The sequence below is a fragment of the Streptomyces sp. LARHCF249 genome (assembly GCF_052871255.1).
This window is the reverse complement of record NZ_JBIXJQ010000001.1, coordinates 950,821-970,770: the sequence shown is the minus strand read 5'-3', so window position 1 is coordinate 970,770 and position 19,950 is coordinate 950,821. Positions and strand designations below refer to the sequence as shown.

At 69.0% G+C, this 19,950-nt stretch carries 16 protein-coding genes; 7 read left to right on the top strand and 9 right to left on the bottom strand.

Annotated features, from left to right (window positions below):
• Nucleotides 1-52: 52 nt before the first annotated feature.
• The 3 genes from ACIPUC_RS04660 (at nt 53) to ACIPUC_RS04650 (ending at nt 2,825) form a co-directional block, all read left to right on the top strand.
• Nucleotides 53-445 (top strand): thioredoxin family protein, encoded by a 393-nt coding sequence (locus ACIPUC_RS04660; RefSeq protein ID WP_446586716.1) that lies wholly within the window; start codon nt 53-55, stop codon nt 443-445.
• Nucleotides 446-486: 41 nt separating this feature from the next.
• Nucleotides 487-1,917, top strand: coding sequence for a dihydrolipoyl dehydrogenase family protein (locus ACIPUC_RS04655; protein WP_446586715.1), 1,431 nt, complete (start codon nt 487-489; stop codon nt 1,915-1,917).
• A 140-nt stretch (nt 1,918-2,057) separates the two neighbouring features.
• Complete coding sequence (locus ACIPUC_RS04650; RefSeq protein WP_446586714.1) at nt 2,058-2,825, top strand: metallophosphoesterase; 768 nt, start codon at nt 2,058-2,060, stop codon at nt 2,823-2,825.
• On the opposite strand, the gene ACIPUC_RS04645 is transcribed toward ACIPUC_RS04650, so the two are convergent.
• Nucleotides 2,798-3,100 carry a DUF2087 domain-containing protein gene (locus ACIPUC_RS04645; protein WP_446586713.1) on the bottom strand — a complete coding sequence of 101 codons (303 nt, stop codon included), beginning with the start codon at nt 3,098-3,100 and terminating at the stop codon, nt 2,798-2,800. The two genes, ACIPUC_RS04650 and ACIPUC_RS04645, sit on opposite strands and share 28 nt — an antisense overlap.
• Before the next feature lie 153 nt (nt 3,101-3,253).
• Between ACIPUC_RS04645 and ACIPUC_RS04640 the strand changes: the two genes are divergently transcribed.
• Entirely contained in the window at nt 3,254-6,013 is a 2,760-nt protein-coding gene (locus ACIPUC_RS04640) for a penicillin acylase family protein (protein WP_446586712.1), read from the top strand.
• 77 nt (nt 6,014-6,090) lie between these two features.
• Here ACIPUC_RS04640 and ACIPUC_RS04635 read toward each other — a convergent pair whose 3' ends face one another.
• The 6 genes from ACIPUC_RS04635 to ACIPUC_RS04610 form a co-directional block, all read right to left on the bottom strand.
• Nucleotides 6,091-6,741 (bottom strand): hypothetical protein, encoded by a 651-nt coding sequence (locus tag ACIPUC_RS04635; protein WP_446586711.1) that lies wholly within the window; start codon nt 6,739-6,741, stop codon nt 6,091-6,093.
• A complete protein-coding gene (locus ACIPUC_RS04630) occupies nt 6,738-7,220 on the bottom strand; it encodes a DUF6114 domain-containing protein (RefSeq protein ID WP_446586710.1) in 483 nt (160 codons plus the stop codon). The genes ACIPUC_RS04635 and ACIPUC_RS04630 overlap by 4 nt, the downstream gene beginning before the upstream one ends.
• On the bottom strand, nt 7,211-7,768 hold the full coding sequence (locus tag ACIPUC_RS04625) for a DUF6230 family protein (RefSeq protein WP_446586788.1): 558 nt from the start codon (nt 7,766-7,768) through the stop codon (nt 7,211-7,213). Before ACIPUC_RS04625 ends, ACIPUC_RS04630 begins: the two co-directional genes overlap by 10 nt.
• A 218-nt stretch (nt 7,769-7,986) precedes the next feature.
• Nucleotides 7,987-8,739, bottom strand: coding sequence for a MerR family transcriptional regulator (locus tag ACIPUC_RS04620; protein WP_446586709.1), 753 nt, complete (start codon nt 8,737-8,739; stop codon nt 7,987-7,989).
• Between the two features lie 28 nt (nt 8,740-8,767).
• Complete coding sequence (locus ACIPUC_RS04615) at nt 8,768-9,961, bottom strand: methyltransferase (RefSeq protein WP_446586787.1); 1,194 nt, start codon at nt 9,959-9,961, stop codon at nt 8,768-8,770.
• Nucleotides 9,962-10,031: 70 nt separating this feature from the next.
• Nucleotides 10,032-10,376 carry a tetratricopeptide repeat protein gene (locus ACIPUC_RS04610; protein ID WP_446586786.1) on the bottom strand — a complete coding sequence of 115 codons (345 nt, stop codon included), beginning with the start codon at nt 10,374-10,376 and terminating at the stop codon, nt 10,032-10,034.
• A gap of 120 nt (nt 10,377-10,496) precedes the next feature.
• Between ACIPUC_RS04610 and ACIPUC_RS04605 the strand changes: the two genes are divergently transcribed.
• Nucleotides 10,497-11,462, top strand: coding sequence for a pirin family protein (locus ACIPUC_RS04605; RefSeq protein WP_446586708.1), 966 nt, complete (start codon nt 10,497-10,499; stop codon nt 11,460-11,462).
• Between the two features lie 559 nt (nt 11,463-12,021).
• Here the strand turns inward: ACIPUC_RS04605 and ACIPUC_RS04600 are convergent.
• The gene (locus tag ACIPUC_RS04600; RefSeq protein ID WP_446586707.1) at nt 12,022-15,420 is read right to left on the bottom strand and encodes a hypothetical protein; all 3,399 of its coding nucleotides are present in this window, start codon (nt 15,418-15,420) and stop codon (nt 12,022-12,024) included.
• Nucleotides 15,421-15,788: 368 nt separating this feature from the next.
• Here ACIPUC_RS04600 and ACIPUC_RS04595 point away from each other — a divergent pair, with 368 nt between their 5' ends.
• The gene (locus ACIPUC_RS04595) at nt 15,789-17,363 is read left to right on the top strand and encodes a restriction endonuclease (RefSeq protein WP_446586706.1); all 1,575 of its coding nucleotides are present in this window, start codon (nt 15,789-15,791) and stop codon (nt 17,361-17,363) included.
• A 404-nt stretch (nt 17,364-17,767) separates the two neighbouring features.
• Nucleotides 17,768-18,301, top strand: coding sequence for an NUDIX hydrolase (locus ACIPUC_RS04590; RefSeq protein WP_384615582.1), 534 nt, complete (start codon nt 17,768-17,770; stop codon nt 18,299-18,301).
• Here ACIPUC_RS04590 and ACIPUC_RS04585 read toward each other — a convergent pair.
• A complete protein-coding gene (locus tag ACIPUC_RS04585) occupies nt 18,271-19,629 on the bottom strand; it encodes a hypothetical protein (protein ID WP_446586705.1) in 1,359 nt (452 codons plus the stop codon). The two genes, ACIPUC_RS04590 and ACIPUC_RS04585, sit on opposite strands and share 31 nt — an antisense overlap.
• Nucleotides 19,630-19,950 lie beyond the last annotated feature (321 nt).

Here is a 19,950-nt window from a genome sequence, read left to right as displayed (position 1 = left end):
GGACACGTCGTTGGTTCAAGGAGCAGAACGCTCAATCAGGAGGCAGGACACCGTGGCTACAGTCGAGCTCACCAAGGAAAACTTCGACCAGACGGTCAGCGAGAACCCGTTCGTGCTGATCGACTTCTGGGCGGGCTGGTGCCGGCCGTGCCTGCAGTTCGCCCCGGTCTTCGAGAAGGCCTCCCAGGCCCACCCCGACCTGGTCTTCGCCAAGGTGGACACCGAGGCGCAGCAGGAGCTGGCCGGAGCCTTCCAGATCACCTCGATCCCGACCCTGATGATCGTCCGGGATCAGGTGGCGATCTTCGCCCAGCCCGGCGCCCTGCCGGAGGCGGCCCTGACGGACCTCATCGCGCAGGCGCGCGCCCTCGACATGGACGAGGTCCGCGCGAAGATCGCCGCGGAGCAGCAGGGCGGGCAGGAGAACGGCACGCCGGAGGCCTGATTGCGTGACGCCGCCCCCGGCGGGCGGTGACACTGACCCGTATGACCGATGCCGTGGAGTACGACGTAGTGGTGCTCGGCGGGGGACCGGCAGGCGAGAACGTCGCCGACCGGACCCGCGCCGCCGGGCTGAGTACCGCCCTGGTCGAGAGCGAGCTCGTGGGCGGGGAGTGCTCGTACTGGGCGTGCATCCCGAGCAAGGCGCTGCTGCGCCCGGTGCTGGCCCGGGCCGATGCCCGCCGGGTGCCGGGCCTGGCGGGCGCCGCCGGGGGACCGCTCGACACGGCGGCGGTGTTCGCGCACCGCGACTACTGGACCGGGAACTGGAAGGACGGGGGCCAGATCGACTGGCTCGACTCGGTCGGAGCCCATGTCTACCGGGGCCACGGCCGGCTGTACGGAATCCGCAAGGTCGCCGTCACCAGCCCCGAGGGCGAGCACCACGTGCTGTCCGCCCGACACGCGGTGGTGGTCGCCACCGGGACCCGGGCCGTGGTCCCCGACGTGCCCGGGATGGCCGGGGCCGGTCCCTGGACCAGCCGCGAGGCGACCTCGGCCCAGGCGGCGCCGGGCCGGCTGCTGATCGTGGGCGGCTCGGTGGTGGCCGCGGAGATGGCCACGGCATGGCAGGGCCTCGGATCGCAGGTCACCGTACTCGTACGCGGCTCGGGACTGTTGCCGCGGATGGAACCCTTCGCGGGCGAGCTGGTCGCCGAGGCGCTGCGCGAGGCGGGCGCGGTGGTCCGTACGGGCGTGACCGTCGAGGCCGTCGTACGGGACGGCTCCACCGGCCCCGTCACGGTGGTGCTGGAGGGCGGCGAGCTCGTCGAGGGCGACGAGCTGCTGGTGGCGACCGGGCGCGCACCGCGGACCGAGGACATCGGGCTGGACACCGTCGGCCTGCCCGCGGGGCAGTGGATCGAGGTCGACGACAGCTGCCGGGTGCCCGGCCACGACTGGCTGTACGCCGTCGGCGACGTCAACCACCGCGCGCTCCTGACCCACCAGGGCAAGTACCAGGCCCGTATCGCGGGAGCCGCCATCGCCGCCCGCGCGGAAGGCGGCGCCCCGCTCGATACCCGCCCCTGGGGCGCGCACGCGGCGACCGCCGACACGCGGGCCGTCCCGCAGGTGGTCTTCACCGACCCGGAGGCGGCCGCGGTGGGCCTCAGCCTGGCCGAGGCCGAACGGGCCGGCCACCGGGTGCGCGCCGTGGACTACGACCTGTCCAAGGTCTCGGGCGCCGGACTCTACGCCGACGGCTACCGCGGCCGGGCCCGGATGGTCGTCGACCTGGACCGCGGGATCCTCCTCGGTGCGACCTTCGTCGGCCCGGGCGCCGCCGAGCTGCTGCACGCGGCCACCGTCGCCGTGGCGGGCGAGGTCCCCGTCGAACGCCTGTGGCACGCGGTCCCGGCCTTCCCGACGATCAGCGAGATCTGGCTCAGACTGCTGGAGACGTACCGGGGCTAGGCCGTCTCTTCCCTGACCCGTGTCCGGCCCGCGGTCCCGGTGTGCCCGAAGCGGACGTGGCGTTCGAGGCGTTCGAGGTGGTGCGGGCCTGTTGAATGGCGGTCCGACCACACGACCCGGAGACCAAGGAGGCATCACACGTGATCGTGATCGCCCATCTCAGCGACGTCCATCTCGACTGCGGCCCGCGGGCGGCCGACCGGACCCGCGCCGTCATGGAGTACCTCGACGCGCTGCCGTACGACCTGGACGCCGTGCTGGTCAGCGGGGACATAGCCGACCACGCCACCGCCGACGAGTACGAGCAGGCCGCCAAGCTGCTGCGCTCGCGCCACCCCGTCATCGTCTGCCCCGGCAACCACGACGAGCGGGCCGCCTTCCGCCAGGGGCTGTTGGGGGAGGGCGCCGGAGCACCGGCGGAACCGGTCGACCAAGTGCTGCGGGGAGACGGGTTCGTGCTCGCGGCGTGCGACTCGTCCGTTCCCGGTGAGGACCACGGCCTCCTGGAGGAGGCCACACTGGCCTGGCTGGACGGGGTCCTCGCCGACACCCCGCGCGAGACCCCGGTGCTGGTCGCCTTCCACCACCCGCCGGTCCCGCTGCACGTCCCGTACGTGGACGGGATCCGCCAGTTCGGCGAGGAGCGGCTCGCCGAACTCGTCGAGCGGCACCCGCACCTGACGGCCTTCCTGTGCGGGCACGCCCACACCGCGGCGGCCACCACCTTCGCGGGCCGACCGCTGCTGGTGGCGCCGGGCGTGGTCTCCACGATCCGGCTGCCGTGGGAGGCGCGGACGGGGTCTTCCGAGCACGTCCACCTCGACGAGCCGCCCGCCGTCGCCTTCCACGTACTGGGCGACGACGGCCGGCTGACGACCCACTACCGGGTCGTCGTCGACCGCCGGTAGCTTCTGCCGTCCCGGGTCCGGGTGAGGTGGCCCGAGGTGATCAGGTAGCGCCGCAGCGCCGAGCAGTCCTCGTGCACCGTGCGCAGGGCGTCGTTCACCTCGGGCTCCGTGTACTCCCGGTCCGCCGCGAAGAGGGTCTGCGCGAGGTGTACGAGCAGCTGCTCGCGCCGGGCCGCCTTGCGCGGGATCGTCAGGAGGCGGCCGCCGGAGAAGAGGTCGGAGACGTCCCGGGGCGTGCGGGCGGTGGGCTCTTGATGCTCAGTGCTCTGTGACATGCCCAGGAGCCTCCCAAGGCACCCGCCGTCGGGCAACGCAATTTCCAAGTGCCCCGGCCTGCGCGAAAAGTGACTGTCATTCATCTTACTGAGCGGTAGATCCGCCGGTACCCTCCCCCGTGACCGGTTCCTGCCCCCCACGGAGGAGCACGCATGCGGCGTCCTACCGCCCGCCTGAGAACTGCCGTCGCCACCGCCCTGATCGCCCTCGGCGCGACCCTGCTGGCACCGGCCGCCACGGCCGCGGGCGCCGCCGGCGCAGCCGACCCGGCGCCGCTCCCGATCGCCGACTACTGCGGCGGCCGGTGCTCGGACATCCTGCCGCCCGGCCAGAACGGCAACGCCACGCTCGCGCAGATCCTCCTGCACAAGGCGTTCGGCACGTTGCCCGCCCACACCTCCGACCAACTGGCCCGCTACGACTCGCTGGTGGCCGGCTATCCGGGTCTCACGGACGCCAAGGTCAACGACTTCTTCAACACCGCCTCCTTCGGCGTGCCCGCCGACCAGGTCGAGTCCACCACCAGCCCGCGCCCCGACGTCACCATCACCCGCGACAAGCAGACCGGCGTCCCCCACATCAAGGGCACCACCCGCTCCGGGACTTCCTTCGGCGCGGGCTACGCCGCCGCCCAGGACCGGCTCTGGCAGATGGACCTCTTCCGGCACGTGGGACGCGGCGACCTGACCCCCTTCGCGGGCGGCGCCCTCGCCAACCAGGGCCTGGAGCAGCAGTTCTGGCCGCAGGCCCCCTACACCGAAGCGGACCTCCAGGCCCAGGTGGACCGCATCCGCACCACCGAGGGCGAGCGCGGCCGGCTCGCGATGGAGGACGCGCAGGCCTACGTCGACGGCATCAACCTCTACCGCACCCAGTCCAAGAACGGCCGCTACTTCCCCGGCGAGTACGTCCTCACCGGCCACATCGACTCGATCACCAACGCCGGCGAGATCCAGCCCTTCAAGATCACCGACCTGATCGCCCTCGCCTCCGTCGTCGGCGGCCTGTTCGGCGGCGGAGGCGGCGGCGAGGTGCAGGCCGCGCTGTCCCTGCTCGCCGCGCAGCAGAAGTACGGCCTGGAGGAGGGGACCAGGGTCTGGGAGTCCTTCCGCCAGCGCAACGACCCCGAGGCCGTGCTCACCGTCCACGACGGCACGAGCTTCCCGTACGCCCAGAAGCCCGCGAACCCGCAGGGCGCGGCCCTCCCCGACGCCGGATCCGTGGTCGCCGAACAGCTCGTGTACGACCGTACGGGCGCGGCGGCCGCCAAGGAGGCCGCGAGCCCGCCGAAGCCCCTCAGGCAGAGCATGTCCAACGCCCTGCTCGTCTCCGGCGCCCACACCGCGAGCGGCCACCCCGTCGCCGTCTTCGGTCCGCAGACCGGCTACCTCGCGCCCCAGCTCCTCATGCTCCAGGAGCTCCAGGGGCCCGGCATCAGCGCCCGCGGCGCCTCCTTCGCGGGCGTCAGCATGTACGTGCAGCTGGGCCGCGGCCAGGACTACGCCTGGAGCGCCACCTCCGCCGGCCAGGACATCACCGACACCTTCGCCGTCGAGCTGTGCGAGCCCGGCGGCGCGGCACCGACCAAGGCGAGCGCCTCGTACCTCTACCGGGGGACCTGCACCCCGATGGAGAAGCTGGAACACACCAACGCGTGGAAGAAATCCGTCGCCGATCCGACCCCCGACGGCTCCTACCGGATGCAGGTGTGGCGCACCCACTACGGCATCGTCACCCACCGCGCCACGGTGGCCGCCAAGCCCGTCGCCTACACCGCGCTGCGCTCCACCTACCGGCACGAGGCAGACTCGATCATCGGCTTCCAGATGCTCAACGACCCCTCGTACGTCAAGGACGCCCGTACCTTCCAGCAGGCGGCCCAGCACATCGGCTACGCGTTCAACTGGTTCTACGCCGACTCGCGCGAAGCCGCCTACTACAACAGCGGGTTGAACCCGGTGCGCCCGGCGGGCGTGGACGCGGCCCTGCCCGTGCACGCCCGTCAGCAGTACGAGTGGCAGGGCTTCGACCCGGCCGCGAACACCGCCGCCTACACCCCGCCCGCCGAGCACCCGCAGTCCATCGGCCAGGACTACTACATCAGTTGGAACAACAAGCAGGCGAAGGACTACAGCGCGGCCGGCTTCGGCATGGGCGCCGTCCACCGCGGAGACCTCCTCGACCGCCGGGTCAAGCAGCTCGTCACGGCCGGCGGAGTCACCCGTGCCACGCTCACGCAGGCGATGGCGGAGGCCGCCGTCACCGACCTGCGCGCCGAGAACCTGCTGCCCGAACTCCTCGCCGTGCTGCGCAGCGGACCGGTCACCGACCCGGCGGTCGCCGCGGCCGTCGACAAGCTGGCCGCCTGGCAGGCGAGCGGCAGCAAGCGCAAGGAGACCGCGCAGGGTTCGCGGGCGTACGCGCACGCGGACGCGATCCGGATCCTGGACGCCTGGTGGCCGCTGCTGATCGAGGCCGAGTTCAAGCCGAGCCTCGGCGCGCCGCTGTACGACGCCCTGCGCGCCTCGCTGACCGTCGACGAGGCACCCAATGCAGGGCACGGGCCCACCGGTTCGCATGCCGGATCGGCCTTCCAGTACGGCTGGTGGAGCTACGCGGACGAGGACCTGCGGATGGTCCTCGGGCGGCCGACGGCCGATCCGCCGTCCCGGGTCCACTGCGGCGGCGGCTCCCTCGCCGCGTGCCGCGAGGCCATGACCGCCACCCTCAAGCAGGCGGCCGCGGCCACCCCGGCGGCGGTGTACCCGGCCGACGGGACCTGCGCGGCGGGCAGCCAGTGGTGTGCGGACTCGATCGTCCAGCGCCCGGTCGGCGGACTGTCCCACCCGCAGGTGAACTGGCAGAACCGGCCCACGTACCAGCAGGTGGTGGAGTTCCCGGCGCACCGCTGAGGCAGTGGGGGCACGGGGCACGACGGAGGCCCGCCGTTCCGGACGATCTCCGGGGCGGCGGGCCTCGCGCGCGCGGTTCAGGGGCCGACGGTGATCTGCTGCGCCGGGTCGGTCGTGTCGGTGACGAGGTAGACCGCGTTGAAGGTGGACGTGGTCGCGCTCGTCGGGCAGCCGAACCCGCCGGTGACCTTGACCGGTACGGTCGCGTTGGTGAAGGTCAGGCTCGGCGGGGCGCCGTTGGCCCAGGCGCCGGCGACGTCGGCCGCGGCGGTGGGAGCCGTGGTGACGGTGCAGGAGGCGAGGCCGGTCGTCTTGACCACGAGGCCGCCGGCCGGCACGGTCATGGTCGCGGTGATCGGGGAGCCGTGCTGCATCGACACCGTCCAGGCACCGCTGGTGGTGACCGTAGGGGTCACGCCCCAGGCGCTGGAGGTGCAGGAGCTGTACGTCGGCGCCGAGATCGGGGACGAGACCGGCCCGGCGGGGTTCTGATTGCCGGGGGCGGCCGGCACCGTACCGGTGGCCACGGAGACGTTGCAGGTCACCGTCACCGAACCGGCCTTGAGGGTGGCCTTACCGCTGAGGGTGGCCTGGAATCCGTGCCCGGCCGGGGTGACGGTGGTCGACCCGGCGGCGGGTAACGGCGCGGCGGAGGCGGTGACCGAGGCCAGCGAGAGGGCTCCGGCGGCGGCCATCCCGAGGGCGAGCGCGGTGCGCGTACGGCTCATGGCTGTGCTCCTTGGGGATCGTGGTGCGGAGGTGTCGTGGGGGACCGAGCGGGGGACGCGGTGGGGGACGGAGCGGGGGACGCGGTGGGGGAAGCCGCGGGTGCAGGCGGAGGAGCGGTGGAGCGGGTGGCGGCGTACGGCTGCCAGGCGAACATGAGGCCGCCGCCGAGAATGCCGAGCAAGGTGCCGATCAGAAACCCGCCGAGGTTCGACAGGACCAGGGCGGCGGTGGCGATCAGGGTGGTGAGGACGCCCGCGAGGACGCGCTGAGCGGGGGAGAACCAGGCGGTGAGGCCGAGAACGACCATCACGGCGCCCATCAGGACGGACGGGATCCCCGCCACGCCCTGCTGGAGCATGATCTTCAGTGGTGCGAGGGGCAGGACGCAGATCCATGCTCCGGCCAGGATCGTGAACAGTCCGCCCCAGAACGGTCTGCCGCGCCGCCACAGCCGCCACCGCCGACGGCTCAGAAGCATTCCTTCTTGCCCTTGCTGACGTCCATCTTCAGCCCGGAGAGCTTGAACGTGCCGGCGTTGGTCGCCCACGCCGTCTGCTGCAGATCGGTGATGCTGACCGTGTCGGCCTGCTGCGCGAACAGGTCCTGCATCCCCTGGGCGTCGGCCGGGCCCTTGTCGAGGGTGGAGGCGTCGCGCCCGATCTCGATGTTGCTGAAGACCGCGTCACCGGAGAGCTGGGTCGCGTCCACGAACAGGTTGGTCGCCTCGACGGGCTTCTTCTGGCCGGCCGTCAGGTTGAGCGAGATGTCGCCGATCACCGGGAGCGTGGTGACCACCGACTGGCACAGGCTGTTCAGCTTCGCCTCCCGGATGGCGGTGACGGCCACCGGGATCAGTTCTTCGCGGGCGTTGACGTCGACGCTGCCGTACTGGACGAAGCCCTCGCCCTCGAGGCTCTTCGCCGACACCTTGAACTGCTGCCCCGACACCGCGAAGGAGGCGGCGATCGCGCCCTGCGCGAGGGCGATGCCGAGGCCGGCGGTCACGGCCACCGCGGGTACGGTCAGGACGGCGAACCGCCGCCAGCGGACACGGCCGGAGCCGCTGTCCTCGTGGAAGTCTTCTTCGGATGAGCCGGGTGAGCCGGATGAGCCGGATAAGTGCGGGGAATCCGTCATGAGATCGTCCCTGTTTTCGGCTGTGCACCGTTGTTACCGACGAGTTGAATGTAAGAGTGCCAATGGGGGTTGGCAAGGTTGTGCGAGCGCACCCTTTCGGCCGACTCCTACTGCTCCGTACGCAGCAGTTCGGCGACCTCCGCGTCCACCCGGCGCGCCATCGCCCGCGCGAACTCCGTGGCCACCACCTCGCCGGCCACCGGACGCAAGGCCGTCACCGCCTCCGTGATGTGCTGGAGTTGGGTGGCCGAAAGACGCTCCAGCCCCTCCGGGCCGATCACATGCTGCCGGAACAGTCCGACGAACCGGTCCGCGAGGGCCGCCGCCTGCGCCTGTACGAACTCCCCGGCGTCCAGGATCTCCGCGAGCGGCACACCCTGGCGCACCAGCGCGAGCGTCGCGTCCAGCAGGCGCGGGCTCGGGTGGGTGACCAGGTCCCCGTCGACCGTGACGTACCCCAGCTCGGCCGCCCGCCGGGTGTCCTCGGCGGTGGACGTGGGGCCGAACAGCTTCCGCAGCTCGGCCCGGGTCATCGTCACCGGCTCCTCCCGCACCCAGTCCCGGGTCATCTCCCGTTCCAGGCCCAGCAGTCCGGACAGGCCGCCGCCGCCCTCCCACGCCTGCAGGAGTTCGGCGATGCCGTTGACCGTGTACCCGCGCCCCAGCAGGTCGCTGATCAGCCGCAGCCGGGTCAGGTGCTCCTCCGAGTACCAGGCGATCCGGCCCTCGCGGCGCGGCGGCGGCAGCAGCCCGCGCTCCTGGTAGTAGCGCAGGTTGCGCACCTTGACACCGGCCGCGCGGGCCACGTCCTCCCGGCGGTAGCGCCCGCCGCCCGTACCGTCCTCCACCTGGCTGCTCACGCGGCAGAGTGTAGGCCGTACTGGCAGGTCACATAGGGCGCGGCCGGTCTTCCTTGACCGCCCGCAGAATCACGAACTTCGGTTCGCTCGCGACGACTTCACTGTTGCCGAAGAGCCGCCGCAGGTGGGTGTGGTAGCCCATGTGCCGGTTGGCGACGATCCACAGCTCGCCGCCGGGCCGCAGCACCTTGCGCGACTGCGCGAACATCCGCAGCGCCGTCGCGTCGGTGGTGGCCTGGTGGGAGTGGAACGGAGGGTTGCTCAGCACCAGGTCCACGGAGCCGGGAGCCAGCATCGCGACCCCGTCGCCGACGTGGAACTCGGCCGTCCGCCGGCCCTCGCGGACGTTCGCCAGGTACGTGGCCCGCGCCGAGGCGACCGCCTGGTAGGACTCGTCCGTGAAGACGACCTCGGCGTCCGGGTCGTGCACTTGCACGGCCGTGCCGACGACGCCGTTGCCGCAGCCCAGGTCCACGACCCGGGCCCCGTCGGTGTTGGTCGGCAGGTTCTGCAGGAAGAAGCGGGTGCCGACGTCGAGCCGGTCGGCGCAGAAGATCCCGGCGTGGTTGACGACGGTCAGCCCGGAAGCGGACCCGGCGTCCTGGTCCACCGTGTACGTCACCGGCCACGGCCCGGGCGTCGTGGGCCGCGCGGCGCCGGGGGTGCTCGGCGTACAGAAGATCAGCCGCGCCTTCTTCTCGGCGAGCGAGGTCTTCGTCGGGCCCAGGATCCGCTCGAAGAGCCGCAGCGTGGAGGTGTGGATCTCCTTCACCATGCCCGCGCCCACGACCACGGTGCCCGCGTGCACGTGCGGGGCCAGCCGGTGCAGCTGGTCCTCCAGCAGCGCCAGGCTCTTGGGTACGCGCACCAGCAGGACGTCGATCTTCTCTGGCGGCGGGTCCTGCGTGGTCAGCAGCGTGACCGTCGCCTTGGAGGTCCCGATCCCGTTCCGGTCCAGGTTCGCCGCGGTGGCGGAGCGGGTGAGGGAGGAGTCGGTGATCTGCGTCGGCCGGTACGCGGCGAGCGCCGTCGTCAGCGCCCCCCAGCGGTCCCCGAGGACGGTGATCTGCCCGGCGCCGGCCAGATCCACCGGGCCGCGCTCGCCGGTACCGGCGTCGAGGTGGCGCAGCAGGTACTCGTCGGCGGCGTCCCAGGCGCGGAGCCGGTCGCGCGGGTCCTCGGGGAAGCGGGTGAGCTCGTAGGAGCCGAAAGGCGTGGTCAGACGGTTCATATGGGACCCAGGCTAACCGAGGCGGAGCCCGGGCCCCGCATGCGCCGGGCCGAGAGGCCCGCTACTCCGGGAACTCGCCCGCCATCGCGGCGGCCATCCGCAGGTGCGGGCGGGCCTCGGCGGCCCGGCCTGTCCGCTGCAGCGTGCGACCGAGCATCAGCTGTGCGTAGTCCTCCACGGGCCAGCGCTCCAGGATGGCGCGGAGCTCGCGCTCGGCCCGGGAGAGCTGGGCGGAGTGGTAGTAGGCGCGGGCCAGCAGGAGGCGGGGCGCCAGCTGCTCCGGAGCCTCGGCCGCCAGTGTGTCCAGGATGCGGGCGGCCGTCGCGTACTCCTTCGCGTCGAAGAAGAGCCGGGCCCGCTCCCAGCGCTCGGCTGCCGTCCCGTGCTCGAAGTACGACGTGTTCATCGCGCTCATCGCGTCCCTTCCGCCTTCCCGCTTCCCGGTTCGTGTCCGGTGCCTCCAACACGCAGGGCCGGGGGAACATTCCACTGACCGCGGCCGCCTTCCCGCCGTTAGGTTGTCCGCATGAGCAATCTCGATCGCCAGCCCGCACTCTCCGTCTGCGGCGGCCGCGGCTTCGTCGTGGCCGAACCGGTACGCGAGCTCCTCAGCCCGCGCACGGTCAAGCTCGGGGAGTCCACCGACGTCCGACGGCTCCTGCCGAACCTGGGCCGCCGCATGGTCGGCGCCTGGTGCTTCGTGGACCACTACGGCCCGGACGACATCGCGGACGAGCCCGGCATGCAGGTCGCGCCGCATCCGCACTCCGGGCTCCAGACGGTGAGCTGGCTCCACGAGGGCGAGGTGCTGCACCGCGACAGCGTGGGCAGCCTGGCGACCGTACGCCCGCGCGAGCTGGGCCTGATGACCTCCGGCCGGGGCATCAGCCACTCGGAGGAGAGCCCGCGCCCTCACGCCCGCTTCCTGCACGGCGCCCAGCTGTGGGTGGCCCTGCCGGACGCCCACCGCGATGTGGAGCCGCACTTCCAGCACCACGCGGAGCTCCCGAGGGTGACCGCCCCGGGCCTGACCGCGACGGTCATCCTGGGCACCCTGGACACCGCGACCTCGCCGGGCACGGCGTACAGCCCGATCGTCGGCGCGGACCTCTCCCTCGCGGCGGGCACCGAGACCCGGCTCCCGCTCGACCCGGACTTCGAGTACGCGGTCCTGTCGATGTCGGGCGAGGCCCATGTGGACGACGTCCCGGTCCTCCCGGGCTCGATGCTCTACCTGGGCTGCGGCCGCACCGAACTCCCCCTGCGGGCAACCTCGGACGCAGGCCTGATGCTTCTGGGCGGCGAGCCGTTCGAGGAGGAGATCGTCATGTTCTGGAACTGGATCGGACGGAGCAACGAGGAGATCGTACAAGCCCGCAAGGACTGGATGGAAGGCACCCGCTACGGCGAAGTGAAGGGCTACGACGGCCCCCCGATCCCTGCGCCGCAGCTCCCGCCGGGGCCGCTGAAGGCACGCGGACGGGTGCGCTGACCTGCGCTTTTCTGAAGGGGGTGGATCAGCCGAGCCCAACCGGGGAGAGGCCGCCACTCCCGCGGAGATCGCTCCCGCGGAGGGAGGGGTGGGAGCTCCCGAAGGCTCGCTTCGAGCGGTCGACGTTTCCCATGTGTGACCAGCTGGGGTCAGCTTTGCCAGGACCAATGCTGACCCAATGCTGACTTTGGTGACGGTTCGTCAGGCTGCCGGATGCCTTCCCATGGTCTCGAAGGAACCGTGGACGGGGTCCTCGGACGCGGCACAGCAAGTTGTACGGAGCGTAGTTGTCACAGGTTTCGCCGGATGGTCTGGACGCAGAGCGCGCGTGCGACGTTCGAGCGGCTACGGGGGTAGTCGACGCCGAGGTTCATTGTGTTCGGTCGGGGGCTGCTGCCATGGGTCGCTCATGTGGATGCGGGCCTTGGAGCGCGCGGAGGCGACGAGCCCGGCAGAGGTTTCGGAGACCGTCGAGGCTACGGCACGCGACCGCGCAGAGCGCCTTCGAGTCTCCCTGAGTGCCCGCTTCGACCCTGAGCTGGTGTGTCGCTTCCCGCGTCTACTTGCCTGTCTGAGAACGGGCCATGGCGAGAGTCCGGCGTACCCCCAGGTGGGGGTCGAGCATGAGGGAGTTGAGTACCTGTTGGGGAAGCTCATCGGCGCGTCGGGCGACTGCGGCCCGTACGCGAGGTGCAGGATCTTCGGACAGCGCGATCAGCAGTGGATCGCTGGACAAGAGATGTGCGACGCCGATAGCTCGCACATGTTGGCAGCTGTGCAGTGCAAGTCCGCCGGCCTGGAGCTTGAAGTGCATTGAACCATCGGCAAGGGCAGCGACACAGCGGGCGCCGCGTGCACGCTTGCCTGGGTCGTCACTGCGGAGCAATGCGGCAGCGCTTGAAATGGCCCGAGCGGTGAATGCGTCATCGGCGGGAGTCAGTGGCGCGCCGGATTCCCGGGAGGTGGCCCAGGCCATAGTGGCGACCCGAAGAGCATTGTCCGTTAGATGGGCCGCCCCGTTGTTCAGGCGCATGCGACTCAGTGGAACGTTCGAGTCGATCTCCCATTCATCGGACTCGGATAGCTGTGGCGCAGAGTGGATTGCAAGGAGCCGATGTGCGACTCCTTCCGATGCCTGGGGCGTCAGCGCGGGCACCAGGCGTGAGAGCGCCAGAACTGAGCTGTTTCGAGCTGCTGCCCAGTCGTGGGGATCCTCAGCCATGGCCGCGAGTTGCTGGGCCACAGCGGTAGCCAACTCTGAGGGTGGACCGGCGGCGATGATGGCCGCTCTGTCAAGGTCAGGCGCGTCGGCCTTACAGGGATCTGAAGCCGATGGACTCACCTCATCGCTGCCTTCGGCGCCGCTCACGATAGCGGGGGAAGCGACTGTAGCTTGAACTATCAGAAGCGACTCCACGAAGCCTTCCGCCTCGGCTGCCAGATTTTCCACTGCAACGGGCGCAAGGTCTGTGCACGACAGCAGGCCCAAGATCTGGCTGACGGTGGTGGATTGAAGTGTCCCAACGGAGAACTGATGCCTAGGTACTCCCACCGGCTGGCGCAAGAGTGCCGCAGACGTTGCGCGTGCCCGGAGCTGAGCCTGCTCGGTCTCAGGCCGCCAGGAATCGAGAACGCTGACAGCCTCGGCCATTCCTTCTACGGCGAGCGCTTCGACAGCCGGCAACAAGGCGGTGTTCTCGCCGTCAGGCAGCTGCGCCACTAGATCCCAGAGAATGTCCTGGTTCGGCAGCATCATCATGTCCGCAATTGCATCAGCGAGTTCTCCGCGCGCGGAGAATCTCATCGTGTTGATGAGGATCTCGGCGATCTCTCCGTTGTAACGGGTCGGTTCTCTCAGTGCCCGCGAGACCAGGCCAAGGAATAGTGTGATGTCCTCAGAATCGAGTCGGGTCGTAAAGCCCTTGAGCGCCTTGAGTGCGTCGGATGCCGGGTTCGGAAAAGCGGCCGGAGCTTCCCACAGCCCTTCAGCTACTTGGAGCAGGAGGGTGATGATCTCTGCGGCATCGGTGTCGGTGAACATGGCCTCCTGGGCACCAATAACCTGAACGGCCGTTGCTACACGGCGCCTGACCGGTGACCTGAGCCAAGGTCTGATGTCTACGGTTTCACTCATGCTTGCAGCAAGAAGCGAGGCCTTTTTGGCGGCGCCCGCGTGGACGTATGCGTGGACAGCCTCAGTGGGATAGTTTCCCGCTGCGAGAACATCACCGAAGAGCTCCATTGCAAGGATCTCTTCCTGGAAGGCACCTTGTAGGCGTGACTCCCAGAGGTAACGCCGGGTATCGGCAAATGCATCGGGCAACTTACCCCGGTGTGCCGCAGCGTAGGCAGAGAGTGAGGGATCGAAGACACTCGCCAATAGCTGTCTACGATTCGGAAGCGCGCGGGTGATTGATTCCAGCCCGAATGTAAAAACGCCACGGTCACTCGCGAGTAGACGTACCGATCGCAGTGCCAGACGGGCATCGCCGAACAGTCCGTCTTCACTGGTTGCCAGGACTGATTGCTTCCAGAGCGCGTCCGCGCGGGTTGCGTCACCGTGTGTGGCGAACGCATGCGCCGCACGCGATGTAATCAGACCCCTCGCATGTCGGTACCGTCCCGCACCCGCCTCGGACAGAAGCCGCCCGTAGACGGCCTCCACTTCCTGAGGCGAGGAGGTGAGGCGCAACGCCGTATCAGCAAGCGCAGCCTTCAAGCGGGCACGAATCACTGGATCCCGGCTGTCTGCGTCAAGGGCCAGTTCGCGCATCTCCGCCAGATAGGTGGATGGCGCGTGCTCCGGCTCAACAACAAGCGAGCGGTGTGGCTCGGCGTCGTAGAGCCCGTCAACCAGTGCTTGTTCCAGTACAAGGCAGCACAACAACCCTGTATGCGGGTCGCCTGCGGCCGCGATCACGCGCAGCGCGGGAACTGCCACGAGAAGCTGACTGCCCTGTTCGTACCAGTTGGCCACTGCACTGAGAACGGACCACTTCGCTGTCGCTAGCTCGCCGGCTTCGGATGCGACCGCCTCCAATACGCCGACGTGGCCGTCCGTTCCGCCGCTGCTAATTCTCTCCAACTCTAGGCGGAAGAGGATGTCAAAGGCACTAGCTGGATCACCCGCACGCCGTGCCATCGCAGCCTGACGCGCACGGAACTGGGCTGCATGGCCTGGAAAATTGCCGTCCAAGAGGGCCTGGGCCAGAAGCCCGTACAAACGCTCCGCCTGAGCAGGATCCGACACCTCAGCCTCTTTGGCATCCGTCTCGATGGACTCCAGATTCAGAACGGCGACAGGCCCGCTCACTAGACCCAAGGATGCCGGGGCCGCTGGATCAAGTGGGGGAAGTGCAACTCCACACCAGGCTTCACTCCATGCAGCACCGAACACGGACGCCACCAGATTGGGAGCATCCCGCAACTTCCGACTGACGGCCTCCGCTCCCCAGAACTCGATCTCAAGGTCACCCAGGTACTCATCCTGGAGATCGGCGACCTCGTCAACCCAGGCGGTATCAGAATCTAGGGATGCCGACGTTACGACGACGAACCGATGCGGATTGAAGAGCCGCGGCTGCTCACTCTGGCCAGATGAGCGGGGAGGCCCGGCGTAGTCCTCTACCGCGGAGCGGATAAGAGGGCGTGTGAGAGAGGCGTAGCGCTTCACCTGGTACAGCGAACGAAGCCCTCCTGGTTCTCGCTCAACGACGTCCAGCCCGTATTGCTTCTGTCCGCTGCGCCCGTAGAACTGGACACCACGGTTGTCTTGTCGGCTCACCATTTCTGCGACCAGCCGCTCAAAGACCTCAGGCTGTAGATGGTGGAGCGGAAGTTGCGCTGGGTTCTGCAGTGGCACGGCAAGTGGCAACTGCTGTCGGCGACTGCCGAGCGCTGCCAGCGTCAGCTTGATGAGCCCCGCATCTGCTGCCTCTTCCTCGACACCAAGTGGCACAGGAAGCCTCCTACGTTCGCCGCTCCACCGCTCTGCGTTCACGAGTGATCCTGCCGTATGTAGGGCTCAGTGTGCAGAGTTCTCGTGCTTACCTTTCGGAGGATCCTCGAGGGCCTGTCCGCCGGGCCGGAGCCGTCCATGCGGACTTCTTTCGCAGCCGAAGCACTCAGCGGACGTGCTGGGAGCTTCGTGCCGGTGCATGGCAGCACGAGGTCGCCTCCGACATGGTTCCCATCCATATTGCGCACCTTCGCGGCTGCCCTGTTGCCCGCAGGAACAGGATCGCTGGCATGTAACGCGTTAGCGGGCGGATTGCACGACCCTGGGTGGGGGAAGTTCTGATCGGACCGGCGTGTAGGGACCTGGGGGTGGCGGTGGCTGGTGGGGCTGACGAGTACGCGCGCGAGCGGGCGCGGCAGGCCAAGGAGCGTGAGCGGCGTCGGAAGGCTGGTGAGACGGAGGCCAAGCGTAAGGCGCGTGAGGAGAAGGTCGCCTACGAGGCCGCGCGTGCGCAGGAGGCCGTCGATAAGACGAGCGTGGCCGAACACGACGTCGAGCAGTTGGCGGGACTGTTGCGTGGGGCGGTGCTGGATGGCCGGCCCTTGAGCTTCGACAGTCTCAGGCAGCAATTCGTCCCTGCGGCCTTCGCGCCGTCCAAGAGCCGCACGAAGCCCGTTCCCCTTCCGCGCTGGGGAGAGTACGAGCCCGAGCCGCCGCGCGGATGGCTGGGAGCGCTCGGCTTCGGGCGCCGGTCGTACGACGCGGAGGTGGAGGCCGCGCGCAAACGGTTCGACGAGGCGCTGCGGGACCATGCTCGTGAGGAGCAAAAGCGCGTCGGGAAGCTGGATGTGGCGCAGGCCCGCCATGACGAGCGGAACCAGGAGGAGGCGGCCCGCGTCGAGGAGTGGAATGCCGGGATCAAGGCACGCCGCGCCGCCTACCAGGAGCGCGACGTCGAGGCGGTGGAGTGGTTCATCGACCAGGTCTTGGCCGCCTCCACGTATCCCCACGGCTTCCCGAAGGCTCACCAGGTCTCCTTCCAGGCGGATACGGGAGACCTGCTGGTCGAGATCGACCTGCCGCTGGAAGATGTGGTCCCGGTGGCCCGTGCCTATCGGTACGTGAAGACGCGCGACGAGATCACGCCGGTCCCGAGGCCCGAGAAGGACCGCCACGAGTTATACGCGTCCGTACTGGCGCAGATGGCGCTTCGGACCGTCCACGAGCTGTTCGCGGCGGACACGGACGGGGTGGTGAGGTCTGTGGCGCTGAACGGGCACGTGGCGACCATCGACCGTGCCACGGGCCGCGAGGTGCACCCCTGCCTGATCACTCTCCAGGCGGGGAGGGAAGAGTTCAGTGAACTGGTGCTCACCCAAGTCGATCCGCAAGCCTGCCTGAAGCGGCTGCGGTCGCTGATCTCACCGAATCCGTACGAGCTGGAGCCGGTGCGCCCGCTGGTCACCTTCGACCTGAGCAAGTACCGGCTGATGGACAGCATGGACGTCGTGGCGGGCCTGGACAGCCGCCCCGTGCTGATGGACCTCTCGCCCACGGAATTCGAGCACCTGGTGCGGCAGTTGTTCGAAGCCATCGGCCTGGACAGCGTCAACACACGGCCGTCGCAGGACGAGGGCGTGGACGCGGTGGCGATGAACACCGACCCGGTCATGCGCGGGCTGTGCATCATCCAGGCCAAACGCACCGCCAAGGTAGTGCCCTTCGAGTCAGTGTCCGCGCTGGCCGGCGTCGTGGAGCACAAGCGGGCGGCCAAAGGCATCCTGGTGACGACCTCGTGGTTCGGCCGGGCGAGCGAGGCGTTCGCGAACGACCACGGACGCCTCGAACTCCTCGACGGCGCCAACCTGGTCCACCTCTTCAAGGAACATCTCGACCTCGATGTCATCCCGGGCCCCGTTCCTCCCAAGCGCCGGCCCCGCTGACGACGTGCCCATGGCGTGACCCCGGGGTGCTCCACGGTGGACTTGGGCGATTAGGACGTAGGAGCCTGAGAGGCTGCCAGGACGGCAAGGAGAGGCGGGTATCCGCCGAGGATGCGGTCCGCTGCGGGTGGCTGGGGCGGGGCGGCAGGCCACGGGGCGTGCAGGGCAGGGCGCCAGGATCACGGAGATGACTGCGCACGTCTGCCGCCAGCCGATGTGCTCGGCCCGGACGGCGGTCAACGGGGCGAAGATGGTGGAGTCTCCATGGCCGGGCTCCAGCAGGAGTACCTGAGCGCCGACAGGACCCTGCCCATATTCGTCAGTATGACGTGAATTTGCCTGAACCAGGCTTCTTTTCGATATGGCTCTGCGATGCTGGAGGTCGATCGAGAGGGGCCGCAGCGATGCAGTGGAAGATCCACGGTGAACGTCCGATCTACGAAAACAAGTGGGTGAACTTGTGGCTCACCGACATCGAGACGCCGGACGGGCACCGTTGGGAACACCACGTCGTCAAGCTTCGGCACCTGGCCGTGGCTGCTGTCATCAACGACCGTCAAGAGGTCCTGATGATGTGGCGCCACCGGTTCATCACGGACGCCTGGGCCTGGGAGCTGCCCATGGGTTTGGTGGAGGCGGACGAGACCCCCGGCGAGGCTGCCGCCCGTGAAGTCCTCGAAGAGACCGGCTGGCGTACGGGCCCGATGAAGCCGCTGATCTACGCCGAACCGGCGAACGGAATCACGGACTCTCAGCACCACTTGTTCCGTGCGGACGGTGCGACGTACGACGGTCCGCCGACCGAGAAGAACGAGTCGGACCGGGTCGAGTGGATTCCGCTGGCGAGTATTCGAGGCATGATCGACCGCCGCGAGATCGTCAGCAGCGGCTCTCTCGTCGGCCTCCTCTACGTCCTGATGGACGAAGGGGTTCGCTGACCCGGCGGGGGAAGCATTGCTCGTAGGCGTGCCTCGAAGGCAACCGCGGCCGGCACCTCGCGATAGGGCGCAAGCTGCTCGTAGAACTCGCGAAGGTGCCCGGTCACCCGCTCCGACGAGACCGCTGCGGCGGGCACCAGCGCGTCTATCGCCGTGTGGCAAGCCTGGTCGAGCTTGCCCCGTTGGAGCTGAGTACGGGCCAACCAGAAGGCGTGGAACGCCCGGCCGCGCTGGTTCGCAGGATCCTCCCGCGCGAGGGCATCCGCGATCAACGGTTCGGCGATCGCCGCCTCGCCGAGTCGCCCGTGCGCAATGCCCGTATCCACGATCAGCTTCGGCTCGTCGAAGTAGGTCACCCAGGCCGGGTCCGGATCACCCTCGTAGATGCGCTCGAATTGGCTGTGGGCCTCCGAAATCGCGGTATGCGTAGCCTTCCGGTCCCCCAAGGTCGCGTGGGCGAAGGCTTCGCGCATGGCTAGCATCGACCGCACCCTCGGCGTCGTCCCGCTGGCGGCACGGGCTTGATCTTGGGCAGCAGACACCAGTGCAAGCGCGTCCGCCGGCTTGTCCTGGTAGGTCGCTTGCAGGCTCATGCAGGCCAGCACGTTGGCCATGAAGGGATGGTCGTCAATCTCCCTGGCCAGTTGTAGAGCTTCCGAGAAGTACGCGCGTGCCTGGTGGTACTGCCGAGCATCGAAGTAGGTCCACCCAGTCAGCCGCGCCAACTCCGCTGCGATGCCGTACAGGCCGTGCTGTATCGGTGTCGGCCGCCGGTCCTTCAGTAACCCCTCCACGTATCGGAGCTGGCCGACGACGGCCGGTCGAAGGGTCTCCCCACCATGCTCGTCGTCGCGTCGCCAGTAGTCCTCGATCGAGGACCGGAGCGCGTGGAGAGTGGAGGGGCTCGGATTGGTTCCGGCGGCCATGGCGAGGATGCTGTCCACCTCAACCCCGGGTAAGGCAGCAAGTGGCCCGGGCCCAACGGGAGCGTGGGCAGGCTCTGATGGCTCGCGCTCGGACACCGCGAGCGCGGCCGGCGTTTCCCACTCGCGTCGGGAAAGCCCGAGCATGTGCCCTGGGATGCGCAAGCCGTCGGCAATTCGCTCGATCACGTCCATGTGGAGGAGCTGCCGCTGGCCCGCGATCACCTCACCCACCCGACTCGGCGTCAGCTCGCACTGGCGCGCGATCATCGACGGGTAGATACCTGCCCGAGCCTTCACCAGGCGAAAGACCCTGGCGAAGTCGCGTACGCGGCACGCGTCGATCATCTCGGAATCGGTGAGCAGACTTGCCGGCAGTTCCCTCGTGTGACGTGACTCGGGCATCGGGCACGCTCCGGAGGAAGGCTACGGATCGCTTCGGGGTCTCAGCGGACCGTGATGTTACCCAAGTTGGGTAACCCGCTGGGCCTTTCTGCTGCATCGGCCTGATCGCGATCCTTCTGCACATGGCGAAGCGACCGAGGACGACCGCCTTGAACGATTCGGCGGGTACTCCTGACACAGAGCGAATGGCCTTCAGTAGAACTCCTGACCTGGGCATAGAACCCCGCGTCCTGATGAGCATCCGGGTGTCGCGGGACTTGGGCCGGACGTGGTCGCCGAGCACACGGGTCCTGGAAGGCGACCCGTTCGACATCCTTTCCA

Bases quoted from the DNA above. Each gene is read 5' to 3' on its own strand.
- ACIPUC_RS04635 (WP_446586711.1), bottom strand. From the start codon at position 6,741: ATGAGCCGTACGCGCACCGCGCTCGCCCTCGGGATGGCCGCCGCCGGA.
- ACIPUC_RS04590 (WP_384615582.1), top strand. From the start codon at position 17,768: ATGCAGTGGAAGATCCACGGTGAACGTCCGATCTACGAAAACAAGTGG.
- ACIPUC_RS04605 (WP_446586708.1), top strand. From the start codon at position 10,497: ATGAGCAATCTCGATCGCCAGCCCGCACTCTCCGTCTGCGGCGGCCGC.
- ACIPUC_RS04610 (WP_446586786.1), bottom strand. From the start codon at position 10,376: ATGAACACGTCGTACTTCGAGCACGGGACGGCAGCCGAGCGCTGGGAG.
- ACIPUC_RS04640 (WP_446586712.1), top strand. From the start codon at position 3,254: ATGCGGCGTCCTACCGCCCGCCTGAGAACTGCCGTCGCCACCGCCCTG.
- ACIPUC_RS04630 (WP_446586710.1), bottom strand. From the start codon at position 7,220: ATGCTTCTGAGCCGTCGGCGGTGGCGGCTGTGGCGGCGCGGCAGACCG.
- ACIPUC_RS04585 (WP_446586705.1), bottom strand. From the start codon at position 19,629: ATGCCCGAGTCACGTCACACGAGGGAACTGCCGGCAAGTCTGCTCACC.
- ACIPUC_RS04645 (WP_446586713.1), bottom strand. From the start codon at position 3,100: ATGTCACAGAGCACTGAGCATCAAGAGCCCACCGCCCGCACGCCCCGG.
- ACIPUC_RS04655 (WP_446586715.1), top strand. From the start codon at position 487: ATGACCGATGCCGTGGAGTACGACGTAGTGGTGCTCGGCGGGGGACCG.